We start from the raw sequence: 21,550 nt of genomic DNA, 5'->3' as shown, positions 1-21,550 counted from the left end.
CCGCCCCCTGTTCCGGCGGCCCCTCCGGGCCGCGTCGTTTTTGGAGATCGCGTCATGAGCACTGCCCAGAAGCTGCAACGGCTGGCCGACAGCCTCCCCCCTTCAGACCGGATGCCGCTGGTCTTTCTTGGCCACGGCTCACCGATGAACGCTCTTGAAGACACGCCCTATTCGCGCGCATGGACCAAGCTCGGCAAAAGCCTGCCGCGACCGCAGGCCATTCTCGTGGTATCGGCGCATTGGATGACCCATGGCACCACGCTCGTCGATGTGTCGGCGCTGCCGCGCACGATCCACGATTTCTACGGCTTCCCGCAACCGCTCTACGAGATGAAATACCCCGCGCATGGGGCGCCGGAACTGGCCCGTGAGGTGGTGAGCCTGCTTGCCTCCCACCACGCCGAGGAAGATGACCGCTGGGGGCTCGACCACGGCGCATGGACGGTGTTGAACTTCCTCTACCCGGAGGCCGATGTGCCGGTGTTCCAGGTCTCGATCGACATGACGCGCGATCTGCCCGAGCATCTCGAGATCGGCCGCACGCTCTCTGCCCTGCGCGACCGCGGCGTGTTGATCCTTGGCTCTGGCAACGTGGTGCACAACCTGCGCGCCATGCGCATGGGCGGGCGGCCGCAAGATTTTGCCGTTGAGTTCGACACGCTCTTTGCGGACCGGCTTGAGGCGCGCGACTTTGGCAAGCTCAGTGATCGCGCGGGCCTCGGGCGTCTGCTCACCATGGCGCATCCCTCGATCGACCACTATCTGCCCGCCCTGACGATTGCGGGGGCCTCGGATGCGCGTGACGAGCTGACCTTCATGACCGACCGGATCGACCTTGGCTCGGTCGCGATGCGCTCTTTCGTGTTCCATGGCTCGAAGACCGCGGCGGCCTGAACCGCTGCCCGAAACGCAAAACGCCCGGGGCTTATCCCGGGCGTTTTTGATTGTACTGCCGCACGGGCGTCAGAGCGTGACCACCTGCACCGAGCCGCCCGCGGCTGTCAGCGCAATTTCCCCCCGCGCGAGGCGCAGCGCATCATTGCCGAAAACATCAAGCCGCCAGCCCGAGAGGGCGGCGACATCGCGTTTTCCGGCGGCGATGCGGTCAAGATCAGAGGCCGTGGCGATGAGTTTTGCCGCAACGCCCGCCTGTTCCGATTTTGCCTTCAGGAGCACGCGCAGCAGATCGGCAAGCGCGGAATTGACCTGAAGCTGGGCATCTTCATCGGGCGGGCGCGGAAAATCTTCCGGCTTCGCCTCAAGCCCGGCCTTGACCGCGGCGATGATCCCTTCGGCAATCTCGCCACGGCGCGCCTCGCGCAGCAGCAGCCGGGATTTGCCAAGCTCTTCCAGCGTCGTGGGTTTGGTCGAGGCCAGTTCCAGCAGCGCATCATCCTTGAAGATGCGCGAGCGCGGTATGTTGCGGGCCTGCGCAAAGCCCTCGCGGAACCGCGCGAGTTCGCGCACCACCGCCATGAACCGGCCCGAATTGGTGCGCGTTTTCACCCGCATCCAGGCCTCTTCGGGGCGGTTGATATAGGTCTCGGGGTTGAGAAGGATCGCCTCCTCCTCCTCGACCCAGCTTTCGCGCCCGGACTTTTTCAGCTCTTTCGAGAGGAATTCATAGATCACCCGCAGATGGGTCACATCGGCAATCGCGTAGTTTTTTTGCGCATCGGTGAGCGGGCGGCGCGACCAGTCGGTGAAGCGCGAGGTTTTGTCGAGCGCTTGCCGTGCGATCTTTTTTACCAGCGTCTCGTAGCCGACCTGCTCACCAAAGCCGCACACCATCGCCGCGACCTGCGTGTCAAACAACGGCACCGGGAACACATTTGCCTCGGTGAAGAAAATCTCGAGATCCTGGCGCGCGGCGTGGAACACCTTGACCGTCGCCTCATGGCGGAACAGGTCATAAAGCGGCTCGAGCGAGAGCCCCTCGGAGAGCGGGTCAACCAGCACCGCCTCGCCCTCCTTGCCCGGAAGCGCCATCTGCACCAGGCAGAGCTTCGACCAATAGGTGCGCTCACGCAGGAATTCGGTGTCGACCGTCACATAAGGGGTGGTTTTCGCTCGGGCGCAGAACTCGGCCAGGGCTTCGGTGGAGGTAATCGTCTGCATGGCACCTTCCTGCTTCACGGGGTCATCCCGCCACTACTTTTCCTTTAGGCGCTCAACGGCGCGAAGAAAAGCACGGATTTGAGGCGGGCCGGGGCGGGATCAGAGGTCGAGCCGGGTCCGGGTTCCCGCGACGAAGCGGCGCAGCACCGCAGGATAGAGCCTGTGCTCCTGCACCAGAACCCGCGCGGCAAGGCTCTCGGCGCTGTCGTCCGGCGCGACCGGCACGCGCGCCTGACCGAGGATCGGCCCGTCATCGAGCACCGGCGTCACCTCATGCACCGTGCATCCCGCTTCCGGGTCGCCCGCCTCCAGCGCGCGCTGATGGGTGTGCAGCCCCGGGTATTTGGGCAGCAGGGAAGGGTGGATGTTGAGCATCCGCCCCTCGAAGCGCCGCACGAAATCCGGCGTCAGCACCCGCATGAAGCCCGCGAGGCAAACCACATCGGGCGCGGCGGCAAGAAGCGGTTTCAAAAGCTCCGCCTCAAAGGCGGCGCGATCCTTGCCGAAAAGGCGGTGATCGATCACCGCCGTGGGCACACCCAGGCGCCCGGCATGCGCGATCCCGGCGGCGCTCGGGTCGTTGGAGGCCACAAGAACCGGCGCGGCATAGCCCAGCGTCTGCATGTCCTCGACAAGGCGCAGCATGTTCGAGCCGCCCCCCGAAATGAGGATGGCTATGCGTTTCACAGCAGGCTGCCCCGATAGGAGACGCCCGCCCCCTCGGTTACGGTGCCGATCACGGTTACGGTCTCGCCCTCCGCTTCAAGCAGCGCCTTGAGCGCCTCGGCGCGGGTCGGGTCGACCACGCAAATCATGCCGATGCCGCAGTTGAAGGTTTTGAGAAGCTCGGCCTCTTCCATCGCGGCGGTCTCGGCGAGCCAGCGGAACACCCCCGGAAGCGCCCAGGAGGAAAGGTCGATCGTTGCGCCCAGCCCCTCGGGGAGCACGCGCGGCAGGTTTTCAGTGAGGCCCCCGCCGGTGATATGGGCGAGCGCATGAAGCCCGCCCGCGCGCACGGCGGCCAGCGCCTGTGTCACATAAAGCCGGGTCGGGGCGAGGAGCGCGGCGCCAAGGCTGCCCTCGCAGAAAGGCGAAGGCGCGTCCCAGCCAAGCCCCGAAAGCGCAACCACCTTGCGCACGAAGCTGTAGCCGTTCGAATGCACGCCGTTCGAGGCGAGGCCAAGGAGCACATCACCCGCCGCCACACCCGCGGGCAGATCTGCGCCCCGTTCCATCGCGCCCACGGCAAAGCCCGCAAGGTCGAAGTCGTCCTTGGCATACATGCCGGGCATCTCGGCGGTTTCCCCGCCAATCAGCGCGCAGCCCGATTGTGCGCAGCCCTCGGCAATGCCCTCGATGATCCGCGCCGCCTGATCGACATCAAGCTTGCCGGTGGCGAAATAGTCGAGAAACAGGAGCGGCTCCGCGCCCTGACACACGAGGTCGTTCACGCACATCGCCACAAGGTCGATGCCGATCGTGTCAACATTGCCGGTGTCGATGGCGATGCGCAGCTTGGTGCCCACGCCATCGGTGGCGGCGACGAGGATCGGGTCCGAGTAGCCCGCGGCCTTGAGATCGAAGAGCGCGCCAAAGCCGCCAAGGCCAGACATCGTGCCCGCCCGGGTCGTGCGTTTCGCCGCCGGTTTGATGCGTTCGACAAGCGCATTGCCCGCGTCGATATCGACCCCGGCTTGCGAATAGGTCAGGCCGTTCTTGCGCTCGCTCATCGGTCACTCCTCGGGGTCGGTCGCGGGGGATTCGTCGCGCGAAGCCGTAGCGCAAAGGAACCTTCCCCGCAACGCCTTGCCGCGCCCAAGCCGATGGCCCGAAGCTTGACCGGAGGGGGCTTCGCCCTTATGGCTTTGGGCACTCTGGGGGCCTGTAGCTCAATGGTCAGAGCAGGGCGCTCATAACGCCTTGGTTGGGGGTTCGAGTCCCTCCGGGCCTACCAGAGGCGCAAAAAGGTCTTGAGAAGACTTGGCTTTTTGCCGTTTTTATCAAGGTTCATGGGCGACACAGCATTCCCGCCTTGTTCCGACCCCATCACGAGTCGGCGCCGGTCTGCGGCGCGGGTGTCGTGCTCGGCCTCTGCAAGGGTCTGATGGCCGCCCCTCGCCATGATCGCATGCGCGGATTCCGCGATGGCCGTAAGGCGCTATTCGCGCAGGCCGTGGGCGGGCTTTTCGATGCCGGCAGCGCGGGCCGCCTCGCGGATCATGTTGCCGCGGCCTTTGACCGGCCACACCCGGCCATTGGCCTCGCGAAACGTGAAACCACCAGCGCGGCAGACCTGCGCGTCCTTAACGCCTTCGCGCTCGGCAGCGCAGCTGGCAGCATGGGCTCGCAGTGGGTTTGCCCACGGCCCCAGCCAGCACCGGGGGGCCGGCCAAAATGACATTGTGAGCCGGTCAGGTCACGTCGCCTGACCCGCCACACATCAGTTAAATCTCGGTCAGGATCAGCCGCACTTCGAATGACCGCAATCGGCGCATGTCATGCAGCCCTCGACCTTGCGCATCGCGTAGCTGCCGCAGGAGGGGCAGGCCTGACCGCGCGGGGGCGCGCCGACGGCCATTGCCTCGGCGCGCGGGTCGGCTTTCAGCCCCATGCCTTCGCCGGCAATGAACCCGATTGCGATCAGATGCCGCTCGATCACTCCGCCGATCGCGGCGAGGATCGAGGGAATGTATTGCCCCTGAATCCAGGCGCCTCCCCGCGGGTCGAACACGGCCTTCAGTTCCTCGACCACAAAGCTCACGTCGCCGCCGCGCCGGAACACCGCCGAGATCATCCGCGTCAGCGCAACGGTCCAGGCGTAATGCTCCATGTTCTTCGAGTTGATGAACACCTCGAAGGGGCGCCGGTGGCCGGCCTGCACGATATCGTTCACGGTGATATAGATCGCATGTTCCGAGCCCGGCCACTTGAGCTTGTATGTCGCGCCTTCGAGGGCCGCGGGGCGGTCCAGCGGTTCGGTGAGGTAAACCACCTCGGCGCCGGAATCGGCCTCGGGCGCTTTTTCGGAACTTTCCGAAACCGTGAGAACAGAGCCCGTGACATCATTCGGGCGGTAGGTGGTGCAGCCCTTGCAGCCGGTCTCATAGGCCGCCAGGTAGACATCCTTGAACGCATCAAAGGAGATGTCGACCGGGCAGTTGATCGTTTTCGAAATGCTCGAATCGATCCACTTCTGGGCGGCGGCCTGCATCTTCACATGGTCCATCGGCGCGAGCGTCTGGGCATTGACGAAATGATCGGGCAGCGGAGCATCGCCCTTCATCTCGCGCCACATCCGCACCGCGTAATCGACCACCTCTTCCTCGGTGCGCGAGCCGTCTTTTTGCAGCACTTTGCGGGTATAGGCATAGGCGAAGACCGGCTCGATGCCGGAGGACACGTTGCCGGCGTAAAGCGAAATCGTGCCGGTGGGGGCGATCGAGGTCAGAAGCGCATTGCGGATGCCGTGCCGGGCGATCACCGCGCGCACATCGTCATCCATCTGCATCATATTGCCCGAGGCGAGATATTTCTCGGCATCAAAAAGCGGGAAGGCGCCCTTTTCCCGCGCGAGATCGGCGGAGGCGAGGTAGGCGGCGCGCGCAATCGCCTTCATCCAGGCCTCGGTTTGCGCGGCGGCCTCGTCCGTGCCATAGCGCAGCCCGAGCATCAAGAGCGCATCGGCGAGGCCGGTCACGCCAAGCCCGATGCGGCGCTTGTTCGCGGCCTCTTCGGCCTGTTGCGGCAGCGGGAAGCGCGAGGCATCGACGACATTGTCCATCATCCGCACCGCCGTGCGCACAAGCTCATCGAGCGCGTCCAGATCGAGCGCGGCCGCCTCGGAGAAGGGGGCGCTCACCAGCTTTGCCAAGTTGATCGAGCCAAGGAGGCAGGCGCCGTAGGGCGGCAGGGGCTGCTCGCCGCAGGGGTTGGTGGCGCAGATCTGCTCAAGGTAATTGAGGTTGTTCATCGCGTTGATGCGGTCGATGAAGATCACGCCCGGCTCGGCAAAATCATAGGTTGCCCGCATGATCTTGTTCCACAGATCGCGCGCATGGATCGTATGATAGACGGTGCCGCCGAATTTCAGCTCCCACGGGCCGTCCGCTTTGACGGCCTCCATGAACGCATCGGTGATCAGCACCGAAAGGTTGAACATCCGCAGCCGCGCCGAGTCCTGCTTGGCGGTGATGAAGGCCTCGATGTCGGGGTGGTCGCAGCGCATCGTTGCCATCATCGCGCCGCGGCGCGAGCCCGCCGACATGATCGTGCGGCACATCGCATCCCAGACATCCATGAAGGAAAGCGGGCCAGAGGCATCCGCCGCCACCCCCTTCACCGCCGCGCCGCGCGGGCGGATGGTGGAGAAGTCATAGCCGATGCCGCCGCCTTGCTGCATTGTCAGCGCGGCCTCTTTCAGCATGTCGAAGATGCCCGCCATCGAATCGGGGATCGTGCCCATGACAAAGCAGTTGAACAGCGTCACCGTGCGCCCGGTGCCCGCGCCCGCCAAAATCCGCCCGGCGGGCAGAAACTTGAAGTCTTCCAGCGCGCGGTAAAAGCGGGGCTCCCAAGCCGCCGGATCGGCCTCCACCGAGGCCAGATCGCGCGCCACCCGCCGCCAGCTATCCTCCACCGTGGCATCCACGGGCGTGCCATCGGCGTCTTTCAGGCGGTATTTCATGTCCCAGATCTGTTCGGCGATCGGGGCGGAGAAACGGGTCATCTTGTCCTCGGTATGTCTGGGCGGTCAGAGCGGGCGGTCGCAAAAGGAGACGCCCCGGAACATCTGGTGCAACCGGGGCGAGCACCCACCATACAGCGTATGGCGGGCAGAGGCCAGACGGAAAGCCCGGTTGCCGCCCCGGGCCGGGCGGCCTAGATCAGGGGCGAAGGGGGCTGCGATGATTCACCTGCTCAAACTTTGCGTTGGCGCCGAGAGCGTCGAGGATCTGCTGGACTGGCAAAGGGCGCATTATGGCGCCGGGCCTGCGCGCCATATCACGCGGATGTGGCCCAAACGCGCCGAAGAGGTGCTGGATGGCGGCTCGCTCTACTGGGTAATCAAGGGCGTGATTCTGGCGCGCCAGAAGGTGATCGACCTTGCGCCGGTGATGGGGGCGGATGGGATCTCGCGCTGCGCCTTGGTGCTGGACGGGGAGATCATTCGCACCGAGGCGATGCCGCGTCGGCCGTTTCAGGGCTGGCGCTACTTTTCCGCGGCAGACGCGCCCCGCGATTTGCCCGCAGGACAGGCCGCCGAGCCCGCGCTGCCGCTCGATCTGCAGTCCGCCCTTTCCGAAATCGGCCTGCGTTAGGCTTGGCGTGCGCGCCGCCCCTCGATCCGCCAAGCGGCGAGGGTGAGCGCGGCGGCAATCAAAAGCCAGGCCCAGCCCGGCATCAGATCCCCGCGGCGAATGCCGGTGACCTCTTCCGCGCCGCGCGGTGTGATGCCGATCCAGCCGCGCCCGGCGGCGGGTTTGCCCGGCCGAACTTTCCGCACGGAGGGAATGCCGTTTTCGAGCGCGGTGTCGGCGCCCCCCGAACTGGCGAGCGCCACCGCGAGCGGCGCGGCGGATGCGACCGGATCTTCAAACTCCCTCGGGCTCGCGGGGCCAAGCGCCACCACCCGCTCGAGATCGTCCTGTTTCAGCCGGTAGAGGCCCTCGGAGGGCGCCTGCCAGCTCGTGGCAAACCGGCCCGGCTCTATCTCCGAAAGGGAAAGCTCGGTGGTGGAGCCATCCGGCAGCGTGACCGTGAGCGGGCCGACGCTTTCTTTCATCGTGCGGCGCGTCACCGTAAAGCCCTGCGTGCCGGGCGTGATCTCGACCTGCAACGCCTCTTCCTCCAGATCGGGCTCCTTCATTGCCCAATGCGCGATCCGGCGCAAAAGTTCGAGTTGCGGCCCGCCGCCCTCAAAACCGCGATCCCAAAGCCAGGCGTGATCCGAGCCCAGAAGCGCCACCCGCCCCTTGCCGGCGCGCGAGAGCACCAAAAGCGGCGCACCCTCCGCCCCGGTCATCACCACTTCGCCGGTTGCGCCCGAAAGCTCGATCTGGCGCAGCCAGCGGCCCCAATGCTCCGCCCCCGGATCGCCCGAGACAGGGGGGGCGCCTTCGAGCCCGGCAGTCACCGGATGGCGCAGGCCAAGCGCGGTCGGGCGCGGCAGATAGGGTTCGGACAGCACCCGCCCGGTGGGCCGCGCGGGCAAGATCTCGCCCAGCGGCGTCTGCCAGAGGCTCTGCACCGTGGCAAATTCCGGCCCGGCAGAAACCAGCACCGCGCCGCCGCGCTCCACATAGGCGCGGATATTTTCGAAATAGGCGGCCGGCAGGATGCCGCGCGCGGCGTAACGGTCGAAGATGATCAGGTCGAACTGGTCGATCTTGTCGAGAAACAGCTCCTGCGTCGGGAAGGCGATCAGCGAGAGTTCGGTCACCGGCACGCCGTCGTGCTTCTCGGTCGGGCGCAGGATGGTGAAATGAACGAGGTCGACCCCCGCGTCGGATTTGAGCAGGTTGCGCCATGTGCGCTCGCCCGCATGCGGTTGGCCGGAAACCAGCAAGACGCGCAGCCGGTCGCGCACGCCATTGATCTGCACCGCCGCGCTGTTGTTGCGCGCGGTCAGCTCGCCCGGCGTGGGGGCGAGGGTAAATTGCACCACGTTCTGCCCGCCGTGTTCCAGCGTCAGCGGCAATTCGAGATCCTGCCCGACGGTGACGGTGTAGCTTTTCGCCGCGGCGCCATCGATGGCGATGGAGAGCTGCGCGAATTGCCCCACCGAGGCCGGGACGGCGCCGCTGTCTTCGACCCTGAGCCGGATCGCGGTCTCTTCGCCAATGATGCCAAAGGCGGGGGCCGTCTCGATCACGAGGCGGCGGTCCCAGTCCGTTGCATGGCCGGTGCGCAAAAGCTGCAGCGGCGCGGGCAGTGCCGGGAGCGCCTCTGGGTCATGGATCTGCCCGTCCGAGACCACGAGCACGCCCGCCACCCGCCCGCGCGGCTCGGCGGCGAGCGCTTCGGTCAATGCCGCGCCAAGCTGGGTGCCGCCGTTCCCCGGGGCATCCGGCAGGGTGACGCGGCGCAGCTCGGTCTCGGGGAGCGCGTCGATCTGTGCCGCAAGGCGGGCCACCGCCGCATCGGTCTGCGCGGCGCGGTCGGACAGGCTTTGCGAGGCGGTGCGGTCCTCAAGCAGCAGCACGATATCGGAAAGCGGGCGGGTCTCTTCGCTCTGGAGCGCGGGTTGGCACAGCGCGGCAAGCAGCACCGCAGCCGCAAGGCCGCGCAAGGCCCAGCCCTTCAGCCCGCGCCAGAGCGCAAAGGCCACAAGACCGAGGGCAAGTGCGCCCATGGCGGCCAATAAGGGCCACGGCAGGAGCGGCGCAAAAGTAAGGGTTCCCGCGGTCATTGGCCGAGCCTTTCCAACAGGGCAGGGACATGGACCTGATCGGATTTGTAATTGCCCGTCAGCACATACATCACCAGATTGACGCCGAAGCGCCAAGAAATCTCGCGCTGCCGCTCGCCCGCCGAGCCGCGCCCGACCGGCAGCATCGGCTGGCCCGTCTCATCCACCGCCCAGGCCGCGGCCCAGTCGTTGCCGCCGATCACCACCGGGCTCACCCCGTCGTTGAGGTTGCGAAACGGCATGCCCTCGGCCTGCTCGGCATCGGGGGGCGCCGCCTCCACCCAGATCGGGCCATCGTAGCGACCGGGCATGGTTTGCAGCAGATAAAAGGTGCGGGTGAGCACATGATCCGCGGGCAAGGGCTCCAGCGGCGGGATGTCGAGCGGTGCTGCCAGCGCCTGCAGCCGCTGCCCGGCGCCGGTGGCGGTGCCAAGCCCGGCCAGATCGGCGTCGCGGGTGTCAAAAAGGATCAGGCCACCGCCCCTCAGAAAGCGGTTGAGCTTTGCATAGCCCTCTGGCGAGGGCATCGGCGCGCTCTCCGTGACCGGCCAGTAGATCAGCGTGAAGAGCGCAAGATCGTCCCGCAAAAGGTCAATCGCCATCGGCGGGGAGGGCTCGACCGTGGTGCGCCGGGTCAGCACCCGGGTGAGCCCGTCGAGCCCGGCCCGCGAGGTCGCGTCGATCTGCGCATCGCCCGAGGGCATATAGGCAAGCACCACATTCTCTGCGGCGGTGACCGCGCGGGCCGGGTCCATCGGGCTTTCCTCGGCGCGCAGATCCATTGGCGCGGCGGCGAGCGTGAGGGCCACAAGCGCCAGCGCGCGTGCGCCCCGCAACCGGCCCGAAAGGGCAAGGGTGGCGAGCAGATCGAGCAGCAGGGCCACCAGTGCCGCCGCCAGAAGCGGGCCTGCAAGCGGTGTGGCGCGCGGCGCGCTCTCGCCTTCAAGCGTTATCCCGTCAGGCCAGCGCGCCACCGAGAGCTGGCGTCCGGGCGCGAGCGCGTTGAGGGCAAGCATGCGATCCTCGCTGCGGTAAAGGCCCGGCGAGAGGCCGGGGCCGGGCGGGCCTTCGGCGAGCTTCTCGCCCGGCACACCGGCGGCGGCCTCGGCAGGGCTCAGCGCGCCGAAACCGTCCAGCCGCTTCACCGGCGTGAAGATCTGCCCGGCCAGATCTTCGGCCGAGGGCGCAGCGGGGCGCGCCAGCACCGAGAGCCGTTCGAGCATCTGCGGGAACAGCCCCGAAAGCGGCAGGTTGGACCATTCGGCATTCGCCGTCACGTGAAAGAGCACGATCTGCCCCTGACCAAAGGCGGCGCGGGTCACGAGCGGTGTGCCGTCCGCCAGAGCCGCGATGGTATGGGCGGCGAGATCCGGCCCCGGTTCGGCCATCACCTGCTCGCGCACCGTCACCTCATCGGGGACCGCAAGCCCGGCAAAGGGCGAGCCATCGGGAAAAGGCGCGATGCGGCGCGGTTCGCCCCAGCTCATCGCGCCCCCCACCGAGCGCCCGCCCTGACGCAGGGGCACAGGCAAGAGCATGTCTCCCGCGGTTTCGGCTGCAGCAAGGCGCGGGCCGGCAAAACGGATCAAGAGCCCGCCCTCTTCGAGCCACTCGGCGAGCCGGTCCGCCTCGGCCACGGCGCCGATATCGGCGAGGATGATCACATCGGGCTTGGCCGCAAGCGCATCCGAAAGCGTCGCCTCGATCAGATCGGCGCTCGGTGCGAGCGCCTGGTGCAGGTAATGGGTGGGGGCCAGAAGTTCGAGCCCCTCGCGCGCGCTGGAGGGAGAGATCAGCGCCACCTTGCGGCGCTTTTGCGCATCATCGGTGAGGCTGACGGCGCCGGCCGAGCGCAGCCCGGCAAGCTCGAAACGGGTGATGCGGTTGCGCAATTCGGGCGGCAGATCGAAGCGGATCGGGGCTGTGGCGGTGGCCTCAAGGCTGACGATCTCGCGCGCAAGCTCGCGCTCGCGCCCCGCCGGATCGAGCCCGAAGGCGACCGCATCGAGGGTGCGGGAAACGGGGGCCGAGGCCTGCACCGGGAGCACGAGCCCGGTGCCGTCGACCGCCGCCGTGCCAAGGGCAAGCACCGGGGCGGCGGGTTGCCAGACGCTCACGGGGCCGCGGTCGGTCACCGCCCGTTGCAACGCGGCGCGGCTCGCGCGGTCGAGCCCGTCGGAGAGCCAGAGCGTTTCAAACCGCCCGGCGGGCAGGATTTGCGCGGGCATGAGATCGACCGCGGGTTCCCATGGCTCCGGCTTGACCCCGGGAAGGGTGGCGCGAATGTCCTCGGCGCGGGAAAACGGTGGCGGCGCGGGCGGCGGATCGGAAAGATTGATCAGCGCCACCGGGCGGCCTGCCGCCTCCGCCGCGCTCAGGGCGCGGGTGATCCGTTCGATCCGGCGCGACCAGCCCGGCGCCGAGGCCCAGCTTCCATCTTCAAGGATCACAAGCGGGCCATTTTGCGCCGCGGAGATCGGCTCAGGGTTCAGCACCGGCCCCGCAAAGCCGATGATTGCCGCGGCAAGCGCGAGCATGCGCAGCAGCAACAGCCACCACGGCGTGCGCTCGGCTTGGCTCGCCTCGTCTTTCAGCCCGAGCAGCAGCACAACGCCGGGAAAGCGGCGGCGCACCGGCGCAGGTGGCACCGCCCGGAGCAAGAGCCACAGCAGCGGCAAAGCGAGAAGTGCAAGCAATAGCCATGGCGCGGTGAAGCCGACGGGGCCAAGACCTGTCATCGCCAGCCCCCCGAAAGCGCGCCATGCAGCCACAGAAGCGCCCCCTGCGCAGGCGCCCCGGTATGGTGGGTCGAAAACGCCCAGCCCGCCTCGGCGGAGAGCCGCGCAAGCTGCGCGCGCCGGTCTGACAGGCGTGCACGATAGCTTGCGCGCAGCCCCGCGGCCTCGCGGGTTTCAAAGTGCACCCCGCCCGCCATCGAGGTGAAGATGGTGCGCCCGTCGAAGGGAAAGTCTTCCTCGGCGGGGTCGAGCACCTGCAACAGCGCGCCGCGAATCCCGCGTTCGGCAGCCCCGCGCAGCACCGTCTCCAAGGCGCCCACCTCACCCAAAAAGTCCGAGAGCAGCACCACCTCTGCCTGCGGCGCTACGGCGGACAGATCCGGCGTGCCGTAATCGGCGGCCCCTGTCTCGGCGCCAAGCGCCTCTGCCAGGGTCAGAAGCTGCGCCCGTCCGGGGCGTGGCGGCACCAGCGCGGTTGCCAGCCCGACGCGCTCGCCCGCGCGCAACGCCGAAATGGCCAGCGCAAGGGCCAGAAGCCGGGCGCGATCGCGTTTTTCGGGCCGGGCCGCGCGCCCGGAGGCGGCGCCGGTAAAGCGCATCGCGGCGGAGGGATCGACCCAGAGATGGAGCGATTGTGCGTTTTGCATCTCGCGTTCGCGCACGAATTGCGTGTCGGAGCGCGCGGAGCGGCGCCAGTCGACAAAGCGGGCGGCATCGCCGGAATGGGCGGGGCGATACTGCCAGAATTCTTCCCCCGCCCCGGCGCGGCGCCGACCGTGGCTGCCCATTTGCACCGTGCTTGCCAGATGTTCGGCGGCAATCAACAGCGCCGGAAGCGCCGCCGCGTCCGCTTCGGCGGCGCGGCGCATTTCACGCGCCGCCGCGTCTTGCAGGGGATCGCTCACGCAGCCTGCTCGGCCGCGGCGCCGAGCACCTCGGTCACGACCCGGGCGATGATTTCCGAGAGGGTTTCGCCACGGGCGCGGGCGGCGAAGGTCAGCGCCATGCGGTGCGAGAGCACCGGGCGCGCAAGCGCTGCGACATCGGCCACCGAAGGCGCAAGGCGCCCGTTCAGCAGCGCGCGGGCGCGCACGGTGAGCATCAGCGCTTGCGCCGCGCGTGGCCCCGGCCCCCAGGCGAGGCTCTCGCGGGCGATGGCGCGGGCCTCCGGCTCGCCCGGGCGACAGGCGCGCACGAGATCAAGGATCGCCTCGATCACCGCATCGCCCACCGGCATCCGCCGCACCAAAGCCTGCGCGGCGATCAACTCTTCGGCGGAAAACACCCGCAGCGCGGCGGCACTCTCTACCCCGGTCGTGGCCAGCAGAATATCGCGCTCGGTGGTGCGGGTCGGGTAATCGACATCGACCTGCACGAGAAAGCGGTCAAGCTGCGCCTCGGGCAGCGGATAGGTGCCCTCTTGCTCAATCGGGTTTTGCGTCGCCAGCACGTGGAACGGGGGGCCGAGCGGGCGGTGCTGGCCTGCCACCGTCACCTCGCGCTCCTGCATCGCCTGCAACAGCGCAGATTGCGTGCGCGGGCTCGCGCGGTTGATCTCATCGGCCATCAGAAGCTGGCAAAAGATCGGCCCCTCAAGGAAGCGGAAGGCGCGCGTGCCATCGGCGGCGGTTTCCAGCACCTCGGAGCCCAGAATATCGGCGGGCATCAGATCGGGCGTGAACTGGATGCGCGCGGGGGCAAGGCCCATCACCGTGGCGAGCGTGTCGACCAGCATCGTCTTGCCCAGCCCCGGCAGGCCGACCAGCAGCGCATGCCCGCCCGAGAGCATCGCCGCGAGCGTCAGCTCCACCACCCGCTCCTGGCCGATGAACCGGCGGTTCACCGAGGCGCGCGCTTCGCCGAGCTTCGCGCCGAGCCGGTCGATTTCACTGACGAGGGTTTCGGTCTCACTCATGACAGGGCTCCGGTTGCGGGGTAGGATCACCTCAACATGTAACCGCAGCCAAACCAACCGCAAAGAGCCGATGACCGAACCAGAGACGAGACACACAAGCGTGAAGCCCGCCGTGAGCGCCGAAGGGTTGGCCGCCGCGGCACAAAAGGCGGGGGCCAAGGGGCCGCCGCCCGTGCATCTGTGGAACCCGCCCTTTTGCGGCGATCTCGACATCGAGATCCGCGCCGATGGCACATGGTTTTACCTTGGCACGCCGATCGGGCGGGAGGCGCTGGTGCGGCTCTTCGCCTCCATCCTGAAGCTGGAGGAGGGGAAGTATTTTCTTGTAACGCCGGTCGAAAAAGTGGGAATCCGGGTGGCGGATGCGCCCTTTATCGCGGTGGATTGCACGGCCTCGGAGGGGGATCTCACCTTCCTGACGAATGTCGGGGATCGTGTCACCGCGGGGCCCGAACATCCGATCCGGGTGCAATTTGCCGCCGATGGCGAGCCCCGGCCCTATGTGCATGTGCGCCGCGGGCTTGAGGCGCGGATCGACCGCAAGACGTTTTACCGGCTTGTCGATCTGGCGCAGCCGGGGCCCCATGCGGGGGCAGAGTGGCTCGGGCTGAGCTCGCAGGGCATGTTCTTTCCGATCACGCCGATGGCGGATCTCTGAATGCGGCTGGCGGCGGATCTGTCCAGGCTGTTTCTCGAACTGCCCGAGCCCGCGCGGTTTTCGGCGGCGCAGGCGGCGGGGTTTTCGGGGGTGTCGCTGCCGTCCCCTTACGAGGGGCCGGTGCAGGAGCTGCGCGACCGGCTGGTGATGAACGGGCTTTCCTTCGCCGCGATGCAGGCGCCGCCGCCCAATTACACAGGCGCCGCGCCCGGCTATGCGGCCACGCCGGGCGGGGAAGATCGGTTCGCGCGCGATCTCAAGCGCATGGCGCGTTACGCCGATGTGCTCAAGCCCGCTGTTGTCGAGATCCGTGCCGGGCCGGAGGGGGATCTGGCGCCGCTGGTCGCCAATTTGCGCCAGGCCTGCGCCGCGGCGCCAAAGCGGAGCTATGCGATTGCGCCTTACGCCGCGGGCGACTTTTTGACCGGTTATGATCAGGTGGCCGAGGTCCTGGCCTCTGTCAATGCCCCCAATCTTGGTCTTGTGCTCGACACCTGTGAAGCGGTGGCGCTGGGCGCAGCACCTTTGGCGCTTTGGGAGCGGTTCGCGCCGCAGATCCGGTTGATCCGCCTTGCCGCAGCGCCGGACCGGGGCATGCCGGGCGCTGACGGCCTTGATCTCAAAGCCTTTTTCAAGCGGCTGTCAAAAGACAAGTTCAAGGGCTGGGTCAGCGCCGATTTCGTGCCAAAGCTGACCACCTCAGCGGAGCTTGGCTGGATCGCGTTGGCCGGAAAATAGGTATTTCTGTATTTATCGAAATTTCGGCAAATCAGGAAATCATCCGGGCCAGATCGGCAATGTTGCGTGCGCCCATTTTCGCGAGCACGCGCGAGCGATGCACCTCGACCGTGCGCATCGCGATCCCGAGACTGTCGGCGATCTGCTTGTTCATCAGCCCTTCGAGCATCAGCGCCATCACCTCCGCCTCGCGCGCCGAAAGGCTCGCCCGCCGCGCCGCCACCGCCTCGCGCACCTGCGCCTCGGCAAGCCGTCCGGCATGGGCCGCCATGGCAGAGAGCGCAATGTCGACGATATGATTGTCGTTGAAGGGTTTTTCGACAAAGTCGAATGCGCCCGATTTCAGCGATTGCACGGCAAGCGGCACATCGGCATGGCCGGTCAAAAAGATCACCGGCGGCACCAGCGCTTGCCCGGGAAGCGCCTGCAAGGCATCGAGAAGCTGCGGGCCGGACATCCCCTCCATCCGCACATCGAGGATCAGGCAGCCGCAATCGGCGAGCGGCCAGGCGGCCAGCATCGCCTCTCCCGAGGGCCAGACCCGCGCCGCGATGCCGCGTGAGGCAAAGAGAAAGGCAAGGCTGTCGCGCAGGCTTTCCTCATCGTCGACGATATGCACCGTGTCGCTCATGGCAGGCCTCCTTCAGGATGAATGGGCAGGGTGAAGGAGAAGATCGTGCCGCCGCCGGGGCGGGGGCGGTGCACGAGCCGGCCGTGATGCAATTCGACGATCGAGCGGCAGATGTTGAGCCCCATCCCCATGCCCTCCGATTTGGTCGAGGTGAAGGGATCAAAGAGGCTTGCGGCCACCGCATCCGAGATGCCCGGGCCGCGGTCCATCACCTCAAGCGTCACAACATTGTCGACACGGGCCATCCGCACGGTCAGGTCATTGCCCGCCCGCGGCCCCTCGGCCATCGCTTCGATGCCGTTGCGGATGAGGTTCACGAGCACCTGCTCGATCAAGATCCGGTCCGCGCTCACCGGAGGGATTCGCCCTTCCAGAAGGCTCGCGAGCTTCACCCGGTTCTCGCGCGCCTGCGCCGCCATCAGCGCCATCGCCTCGGCGAGCACTTCGGGCAGATCGAGCGGGCCAAGCTGGGGCGTGCGCTTTTTCACGAAATCCTGCACCCGGCGGATGATCAGCCCGGCGCGGCGCGCCTGTGCGGCCATCTTTTCAAACGCCTGCCGCAGCATCCCCATGTCCGGCTCGGGCTGATCAAAGAGATTGAGCCCGCCCGCGGCATAGGAGGCAATTGCGGCCAAGGGTTGGTTCAGCTCATGCGCCAGGGTCGAGGCCATCTCGCCCAATGTCACCAGCCGCCCGGTGCGGGCAAGGCTCTCGTCTTGCGCGCGCGCGCGCCGGGCCGCGCCCTTCGCCTCGGTGATGTCGATCGTTGAGCCCATCCAGCCGCGATGCTGGCCGGAGGCGTCGATCAGCGGCGCCTCGAACACCTGCACCTCGATCTCGGTGCCATCCGCGCGGCGGAAGCGGGTTTCAAATGCCTGCGGCACCGCGGGGCCCTCGGCCAGCTGGCGCTGGCGGGCAAGCGTTTCCTCAAGCGTGTCGGGCGCCCAATAGGGCATCGGCGTGCCGCGCCCGACAAGATCTTCCGCGCTCAGCCCCACGAGTTTGCAAAAGGCCGCGTTGACGTAAAGGATCCGCCCGCGCAGATCCTTCGCCCGCATTCCGACGGTGAGGCTTTCTTCCATCGCGCGGCGAAACGCCATTTCGGCATTGAGCCGGTCTTCCGCCTTGCGCCGCCGTGTGGCGTTGCGGTGGAGAGCCGCGAGCGCGAGGATTGCAAACACCGAGAGCGCGGCAATTGCCGCCAAGAGCGCCGTTGCGCCAAAGATCGGCGGCGCGTCATAGGCCATGATTTCGAGCGTGGTGCCTGCCAGCGGCGGGTCGAAGCTGATGCCGTGGCGCGGCGCGCGCTCCGCCACCGGGCGGCGGGCGCGCTCGACAAGCACGCCGGAGGCATCGGTGATGCGCACGCCATATTGCTCGGCGATCCACCACGGGATGTGGCGCTCGAACATGATCGGCAGCGAAAGCGTGGCGACGACCACGCCGCCCTCCGCCGAGATCCGCTGCGCCATCGCAACCACGCCCCCCGTCACCGGGCCATAGACGGGCCGTGCCGTCACCGCACCTGCGGCAAGGAGTTGCCGTGCCAGTGCCTGCTCGCCCGCGCCGGTGCTGTCAGGGATGGCCGACACCATCCGGCCTTCGGCGTCGAACCAGCGAATGCCCAGCGTCTCGGGGTTGGTGGCCACATGAAGCCGCGCCCGCGCCGCCAGCACGTCGGGGGCGGCCCCGGCGGCCGCGTCAAGCGCAAGCCGGACCAGTTGATCTTCATCGACCGACATCTGGAAATGCAACGTCTGCTCGACCCAGAGCGCATCGGTGGCAAGCTTCGCGCGCGCTCGCGTTGCATCGGCCTGCGCGACGAAGAACACGAGCGTGCCGACCAGGCCGACGAGCGCAACAATGGCCACAAGCGGGATCAACGCCAGCACATCGACCCGGCGCGGGCCGAGCATCTCGGCCACGCTCCAGCTTTCCGGCCCTTCGGCCGCGTCGGTTGTGATCTTTCGTGCCATGCCCGCTTCTTAGCACGGCGCAGCATTGCGGAAAGCCGCAATAGCGCCACGCAAGATTATTGCGCAATAAGGCGCCGTCCGCCGAGGAGAGCGGATTTCGGAGGAGAATCACATGCTGACCCGTCGTTTTCTCGGCGCCCTTGCTGGCGCCACCGCCCTGAGCCTTGCGCTTGCCGTTCCGGCCATGGCCGAGCCGATCGTGATCAAGTTCAGCCACGTTGTTGCCCCCGACACGCCCAAGGGCAAGGGCGCGGCAAAATTCGAAGAGCTGGCAGAGCTTTACACCAATGGCGCGGTGGATGTGGAAGTCTACCCCAACAGCCAGCTTTACAAGGACAAGGAAGAGCTGGAGGCGCTGCAACTGGGCGCGGTGCAGATGCTTGCGCCCTCGCTTGCCAAATTCGGCCCGCTCGGCGTGCAGGATTTCGAAGTGTTCGACCTGCCCTACATCTTCCCGAGCTATGATGCGCTCCACAAGGTGACCGAGGGCGAGGTGGGCAAGATGCTCATGGCCAAGCTTGAGCCGAAGGGCATCACCGGGCTCGCCTTCTGGGACAACGGTTTCAAGATCATGTCGGCCAACAGCCCGCTGATCGCCCCGGATGATTTCCTTGGCCTGAAAATGCGCATCCAGTCTTCGAAAGTGCTCGAGGCCGAGATGAACGCGCTTGGCGCCGTGCCGCAGGTGATGGCCTTCTCCGAGGTTTATCAGGCGCTGCAAACGGGCGTTGTCGACGGCACCGAGAACCCGCCTTCGAACATGTATACCCAGAAGATGAACGAGGTGCAGAAATACGCCACCGTCTCGAACCACGGCTATCTGGGCTATGCGGTGATCGTGAACAAGCAGTTCTGGGACGGGCTGCCCGCCGATGTGCGCGAAGGGCTCGAAAAGGCGATGGCGGAGGCCACGGTTTACGCCAACGGTATCGCCAAGGAAGAGAATGACAAGGCGCTTGAGGCCATGAAGGCCACCGGCACCACCGAGTTCCACGAGATGACCGAGGAAGAACGCGCCGCCTGGATGGAAGCGCTGGCCCCGGTGCATGAGGAAATGGCGGGCCGGATCGGCGCCGAAACCATCGCCGCGGTGAAGGCCGCGACGGCGGAATAACGTTCCGGGGCGGCCCGCGCGGCCGCCCCTTCCTTTCATCCTGCCAGACGGGGGCCGCCATGCTGCGCATCCTCGACCGGGCCGAAGAAGTCCTGATCGCCACGCTCATCGCAACGGCGACGGTGCTGATCTTCGCCTCGGTCACCCATCGTTTCGCCCTGGGGTTCGTTGCCGATTTTGTCGGCTTCTTCCGGGGCCACGGTATGCCCGGCGCTGCCGCCGCGGCGAAAAACGCCTATCTGTCGCTGCGCTCGATCAATCTGGTCTGGGCGCAGGAACTGACGATCATCCTGTTCGTCTGGATGGCAAAATTTGGCGCGGCCTATGGTGTGCGCACCGGCATCCATGTCGGCATCGACGTGCTGATCAACCGGCTTGAGGCCCCCAAGCGGCGGTTTTTCATCCTGTTCGGCCTCGCCGCAGGCGCGCTGTTCACCGGCATCATCGCGGTGCTGGGCGCGAATTTCGTGCATCACATGTATAACGCCTCCTCGATCTCGCCCGATCTCGAACTGCCGATGTGGCTGGTTTACCTCGCGATCCCGATGGGCTCGGCGCTGATGTGTTTTCGCTTCCTGCAGGTGGCGGTGAGTTTCGCCCGCACCGGCGAGTTGCCGCATCACGACCACGGCCATGTCGATGGCGTCGACACCGAGGACGAGGGGATCGACGATCTGGGCGAGGTGTTCCTGCATTCGCCGCTGACGCCCCGCGACCTTGTCGAAAAAGAGAAGGACAAGTGAGATGAGCGCTCTGATTATCTTCGGGCTGCTTGTCGCCCTGATGCTGACCGGCATGCCGATCTCGATCTCGCTCGGCCTGACGGTGCTGACCTTCCTGTTCACCATGACCGAGGTGCCCATCGACACGGTGGCGCTGAAGCTCTTCACCGGCATCGAGAAATTCGAGATCATGGCGATCCCGTTCTTCATTCTGGCGGGGAACTTCCTCACCCATGGCGGGGTGGCGAAGCGGATGATCAATTTTGCCACCGCAATGGTGGGGCACTGGCACGGGGGCCTTGGTCTGGCCGGCGTGATCGCCTGCGCGCTCTTTGCGGCCGTTTCCGGCTCTTCGCCCGCAACGGTGGTGGCGATCGGCTCGGTGATCCTGCCCGCGATGGTGGCGCAGGGCTTTCCCAAGCAGTTCGGCGCCGGGGTGATCACCACCTCGGGCGCGCTCGGCATCCTCATTCCGCCCTCGATCGTGATGGTGATGTATGCCGTCGCCACCTCGGGGATGCTGGTCGAGGGGCCGAATGGGGAGGTGGTCGACGCCGCCTCTGTGGGCGAACTCTTCATTGCCGGCGTTGTGCCGGGGATGATGCTGGCCGGCTTCCTCGCCTTCACCACCTGGTATCGGGCGCGCAAGAACAACTATCCGCGCCTCGCCAAAGCGAGCTTCCGCGCGCGCTGGACGGCGTTTCGCGAGGCGATCTGGGGGCTTTTGCTGATCATCGTGGTGATCGGCGGGATCTATGCGGGCATCTTCACGCCGACCGAGGCGGCGGCGATGTCGGCGGTTTATGCCTTCGTGATCTCGGTCTTCGTCTACAAGGATCTCACCTTGCGCGACGTGCCAAGGGTTCTGCTCGCTTCAGCCAACATGTCGGCGATGCTGCTTTACATCATCACCAACGCGGTCCTGTTCTCCTTCCTGATGACGCATGAGGGCATTCCGCAGGCGCTCGGCACCTGGATGGTGGATGCGGGGCTGAGCTGGTGGATGTTCCTGATCATCGTCAACGTGCTCTTGCTTGCCGCCGGGAACTTCATGGAGCCCTCGTCGATCGTGCTGATCATGGCACCGATCCTGTTTCCGGTGGCGGTGCGGCTCGGCATCGATCCGGTGCATTTCGGCATCATGATCGTGGTCAATATGGAGGTGGGAATGTGCCACCCGCCAGTGGGGCTGAACCTCTATGTAGCGAGCGGCATCACCAAGATGGGGATCACCGAGCTCACGGTGGCGGTCTGGCCGTGGCTGCTGACGATGCTCGCCTTCCTCGTGCTGATCACCTATGTGCCCGCGATCACCCTGACACTGCCGCATCTGATCGGCATGTAACGACCCGCGCCGCGCAGAGGATCGAACGCCGCGCCCGGGCTCCGGGCGCGGCGTTTTCGTTTCGCTTGGCGAAGGCAAAGCCACCCGGCGGGGGCAAGCCCCCCGCCCCCCTCTTCGACTTTGTGAAAATATCCTGGGGGGTCCGGGGGGCAACGCCCCCCGGCGGGTCGCTTCGGCTTTGCCGAAG

General features: G+C 66.7%; 17 protein-coding genes and 1 tRNA gene. 8 read left to right on the top strand and 10 right to left on the bottom strand.

Annotated features, from left to right (window positions below):
• Nucleotides 1-54 precede the first annotated feature (54 nt).
• A complete protein-coding gene (gene ygiD, locus ACFSM0_RS11370; RefSeq protein WP_377390402.1) occupies nucleotides 55-894 on the top strand; it encodes a 4,5-DOPA-extradiol-dioxygenase in 840 nt (279 codons plus the stop codon).
• A gap of 69 nt (nucleotides 895-963) precedes the next feature.
• On the opposite strand, the gene rnd is transcribed toward ygiD, so the two are convergent.
• The 3 genes from rnd to purM form a co-directional block, all read right to left on the bottom strand.
• On the bottom strand, nucleotides 964-2,118 hold the full coding sequence (gene rnd, locus ACFSM0_RS11365; protein WP_377390400.1) for a ribonuclease D: 1,155 nt from the start codon (nucleotides 2,116-2,118) through the stop codon (nucleotides 964-966).
• 99 nt (nucleotides 2,119-2,217) lie between these two features.
• Nucleotides 2,218-2,805: a phosphoribosylglycinamide formyltransferase gene (gene purN / locus ACFSM0_RS11360; RefSeq protein WP_377390398.1), complete on the bottom strand. Its 588-nt coding sequence runs from the start codon at nucleotides 2,803-2,805 to the stop codon at nucleotides 2,218-2,220.
• Nucleotides 2,802-3,848 carry a phosphoribosylformylglycinamidine cyclo-ligase gene (gene purM / locus ACFSM0_RS11355; RefSeq protein ID WP_377390397.1) on the bottom strand — a complete coding sequence of 349 codons (1,047 nt, stop codon included), beginning with the start codon at nucleotides 3,846-3,848 and terminating at the stop codon, nucleotides 2,802-2,804. Before purM ends, purN begins: the two co-directional genes overlap by 4 nt.
• A gap of 148 nt (nucleotides 3,849-3,996) precedes the next feature.
• Between purM and ACFSM0_RS11350 the strand changes: the two genes are divergently transcribed.
• Nucleotides 3,997-4,072 (top strand) — tRNA-Ile (locus ACFSM0_RS11350).
• 507 nt (nucleotides 4,073-4,579) lie between these two features.
• On the opposite strand, the gene ACFSM0_RS11345 is transcribed toward ACFSM0_RS11350, so the two are convergent.
• Nucleotides 4,580-6,844 (bottom strand): adenosylcobalamin-dependent ribonucleoside-diphosphate reductase, encoded by a 2,265-nt coding sequence (locus ACFSM0_RS11345; RefSeq protein ID WP_377390396.1) that lies wholly within the window; start codon nucleotides 6,842-6,844, stop codon nucleotides 4,580-4,582.
• A gap of 178 nt (nucleotides 6,845-7,022) precedes the next feature.
• Between ACFSM0_RS11345 and ACFSM0_RS11340 the strand changes: the two genes are divergently transcribed.
• Entirely contained in the window at nucleotides 7,023-7,436 is a 414-nt protein-coding gene (locus tag ACFSM0_RS11340) for a DUF1489 family protein (RefSeq protein ID WP_377390394.1), read from the top strand.
• Here the strand turns inward: ACFSM0_RS11340 and ACFSM0_RS11335 are convergent.
• Genes ACFSM0_RS11335 through ACFSM0_RS11320 form a run of 4 tightly spaced genes read right to left on the bottom strand, consistent with a single transcriptional unit; the run spans nucleotide 7,433 to nucleotide 14,179 of the window.
• Nucleotides 7,433-9,526 carry a hypothetical protein gene (locus ACFSM0_RS11335; RefSeq protein ID WP_377390392.1) on the bottom strand — a complete coding sequence of 698 codons (2,094 nt, stop codon included), beginning with the start codon at nucleotides 9,524-9,526 and terminating at the stop codon, nucleotides 7,433-7,435. The two genes, ACFSM0_RS11340 and ACFSM0_RS11335, sit on opposite strands and share 4 nt — an antisense overlap.
• Nucleotides 9,523-12,264 (bottom strand): DUF4159 domain-containing protein, encoded by a 2,742-nt coding sequence (locus ACFSM0_RS11330; RefSeq protein WP_377390390.1) that lies wholly within the window; start codon nucleotides 12,262-12,264, stop codon nucleotides 9,523-9,525. The genes ACFSM0_RS11335 and ACFSM0_RS11330 overlap by 4 nt, the downstream gene beginning before the upstream one ends.
• A complete protein-coding gene (locus ACFSM0_RS11325; RefSeq protein WP_377390582.1) occupies nucleotides 12,261-13,133 on the bottom strand; it encodes a DUF58 domain-containing protein in 873 nt (290 codons plus the stop codon). The genes ACFSM0_RS11330 and ACFSM0_RS11325 overlap by 4 nt, the downstream gene beginning before the upstream one ends.
• Before the next feature lie 32 nt (nucleotides 13,134-13,165).
• Complete coding sequence (locus ACFSM0_RS11320; RefSeq protein WP_377390388.1) at nucleotides 13,166-14,179, bottom strand: AAA family ATPase; 1,014 nt, start codon at nucleotides 14,177-14,179, stop codon at nucleotides 13,166-13,168.
• 70 nt (nucleotides 14,180-14,249) lie between these two features.
• Here ACFSM0_RS11320 and ACFSM0_RS11315 point away from each other — a divergent pair, with 70 nt between their 5' ends.
• Complete coding sequence (locus ACFSM0_RS11315; RefSeq protein WP_377390386.1) at nucleotides 14,250-14,837, top strand: DUF1285 domain-containing protein; 588 nt, start codon at nucleotides 14,250-14,252, stop codon at nucleotides 14,835-14,837.
• Nucleotides 14,838-15,575: a TIM barrel protein gene (locus ACFSM0_RS11310; protein WP_377390384.1), complete on the top strand. Its 738-nt coding sequence runs from the start codon at nucleotides 14,838-14,840 to the stop codon at nucleotides 15,573-15,575.
• 31 nt (nucleotides 15,576-15,606) lie between these two features.
• On the opposite strand, the gene ACFSM0_RS11305 is transcribed toward ACFSM0_RS11310, so the two are convergent.
• On the bottom strand, nucleotides 15,607-16,206 hold the full coding sequence (locus ACFSM0_RS11305; RefSeq protein ID WP_377390382.1) for a response regulator transcription factor: 600 nt from the start codon (nucleotides 16,204-16,206) through the stop codon (nucleotides 15,607-15,609).
• Nucleotides 16,203-18,182: a PAS domain S-box protein gene (locus ACFSM0_RS11300; protein ID WP_377390380.1), complete on the bottom strand. Its 1,980-nt coding sequence runs from the start codon at nucleotides 18,180-18,182 to the stop codon at nucleotides 16,203-16,205. Before ACFSM0_RS11300 ends, ACFSM0_RS11305 begins: the two co-directional genes overlap by 4 nt.
• A 112-nt stretch (nucleotides 18,183-18,294) precedes the next feature.
• On the opposite strand from ACFSM0_RS11300, the gene ACFSM0_RS11295 reads away from it, so the two are divergent.
• The 3 genes from ACFSM0_RS11295 to ACFSM0_RS11285 are packed head-to-tail and all read left to right on the top strand — an operon-like array spanning nucleotide 18,295 to nucleotide 21,363.
• Nucleotides 18,295-19,296 (top strand): TRAP transporter substrate-binding protein, encoded by a 1,002-nt coding sequence (locus tag ACFSM0_RS11295; RefSeq protein WP_377390378.1) that lies wholly within the window; start codon nucleotides 18,295-18,297, stop codon nucleotides 19,294-19,296.
• A gap of 59 nt (nucleotides 19,297-19,355) precedes the next feature.
• A complete protein-coding gene (locus ACFSM0_RS11290; RefSeq protein WP_377390376.1) occupies nucleotides 19,356-20,039 on the top strand; it encodes a TRAP transporter small permease in 684 nt (227 codons plus the stop codon).
• A 1-nt stretch (nucleotide 20,040) separates the two neighbouring features.
• Nucleotides 20,041-21,363, top strand: a complete 1,323-nt coding sequence (locus tag ACFSM0_RS11285) for a TRAP transporter large permease (protein ID WP_377390374.1) — start codon at nucleotides 20,041-20,043, stop codon at nucleotides 21,361-21,363.
• Nucleotides 21,364-21,550: the final 187 nt, after the last annotated feature.

Origin of the sequence: Rhodobacter lacus (genome assembly GCF_042683065.1) — a bacterium.
Taxonomy (GTDB): Bacteria; Pseudomonadota; Alphaproteobacteria; order Rhodobacterales; family Rhodobacteraceae; genus Rhodobacter; species Rhodobacter lacus.
This window is presented reverse-complemented; position numbering and strand designations above follow the sequence as displayed.

Bases quoted from the DNA above. Each gene is read 5' to 3' on its own strand.
- ygiD (WP_377390402.1), top strand. From the start codon at position 55: ATGAGCACTGCCCAGAAGCTGCAACGGCTGGCCGACAGCCTCCCCCCT.
- rnd (WP_377390400.1), bottom strand. From the start codon at position 2,118: ATGCAGACGATTACCTCCACCGAAGCCCTGGCCGAGTTCTGCGCCCGA.
- purM (WP_377390397.1), bottom strand. From the start codon at position 3,848: ATGAGCGAGCGCAAGAACGGCCTGACCTATTCGCAAGCCGGGGTCGAT.
- ACFSM0_RS11345 (WP_377390396.1), bottom strand. From the start codon at position 6,844: ATGACCCGTTTCTCCGCCCCGATCGCCGAACAGATCTGGGACATGAAA.
- ACFSM0_RS11340 (WP_377390394.1), top strand. From the start codon at position 7,023: ATGATTCACCTGCTCAAACTTTGCGTTGGCGCCGAGAGCGTCGAGGAT.
- ACFSM0_RS11335 (WP_377390392.1), bottom strand. From the start codon at position 9,526: ATGACCGCGGGAACCCTTACTTTTGCGCCGCTCCTGCCGTGGCCCTTA.
- ACFSM0_RS11330 (WP_377390390.1), bottom strand. From the start codon at position 12,264: ATGACAGGTCTTGGCCCCGTCGGCTTCACCGCGCCATGGCTATTGCTT.
- ACFSM0_RS11325 (WP_377390582.1), bottom strand. From the start codon at position 13,133: ATGCGCCGCGCCGCCGAAGCGGACGCGGCGGCGCTTCCGGCGCTGTTG.
- ACFSM0_RS11320 (WP_377390388.1), bottom strand. From the start codon at position 14,179: ATGAGTGAGACCGAAACCCTCGTCAGTGAAATCGACCGGCTCGGCGCG.
- ACFSM0_RS11315 (WP_377390386.1), top strand. From the start codon at position 14,250: ATGACCGAACCAGAGACGAGACACACAAGCGTGAAGCCCGCCGTGAGC.
- ACFSM0_RS11310 (WP_377390384.1), top strand. From the start codon at position 14,838: ATGCGGCTGGCGGCGGATCTGTCCAGGCTGTTTCTCGAACTGCCCGAG.
- ACFSM0_RS11305 (WP_377390382.1), bottom strand. From the start codon at position 16,206: ATGAGCGACACGGTGCATATCGTCGACGATGAGGAAAGCCTGCGCGAC.
- ACFSM0_RS11300 (WP_377390380.1), bottom strand. From the start codon at position 18,182: ATGGCACGAAAGATCACAACCGACGCGGCCGAAGGGCCGGAAAGCTGG.
- ACFSM0_RS11295 (WP_377390378.1), top strand. From the start codon at position 18,295: ATGCTGACCCGTCGTTTTCTCGGCGCCCTTGCTGGCGCCACCGCCCTG.
- ACFSM0_RS11290 (WP_377390376.1), top strand. From the start codon at position 19,356: ATGCTGCGCATCCTCGACCGGGCCGAAGAAGTCCTGATCGCCACGCTC.
- ACFSM0_RS11285 (WP_377390374.1), top strand. From the start codon at position 20,041: ATGAGCGCTCTGATTATCTTCGGGCTGCTTGTCGCCCTGATGCTGACC.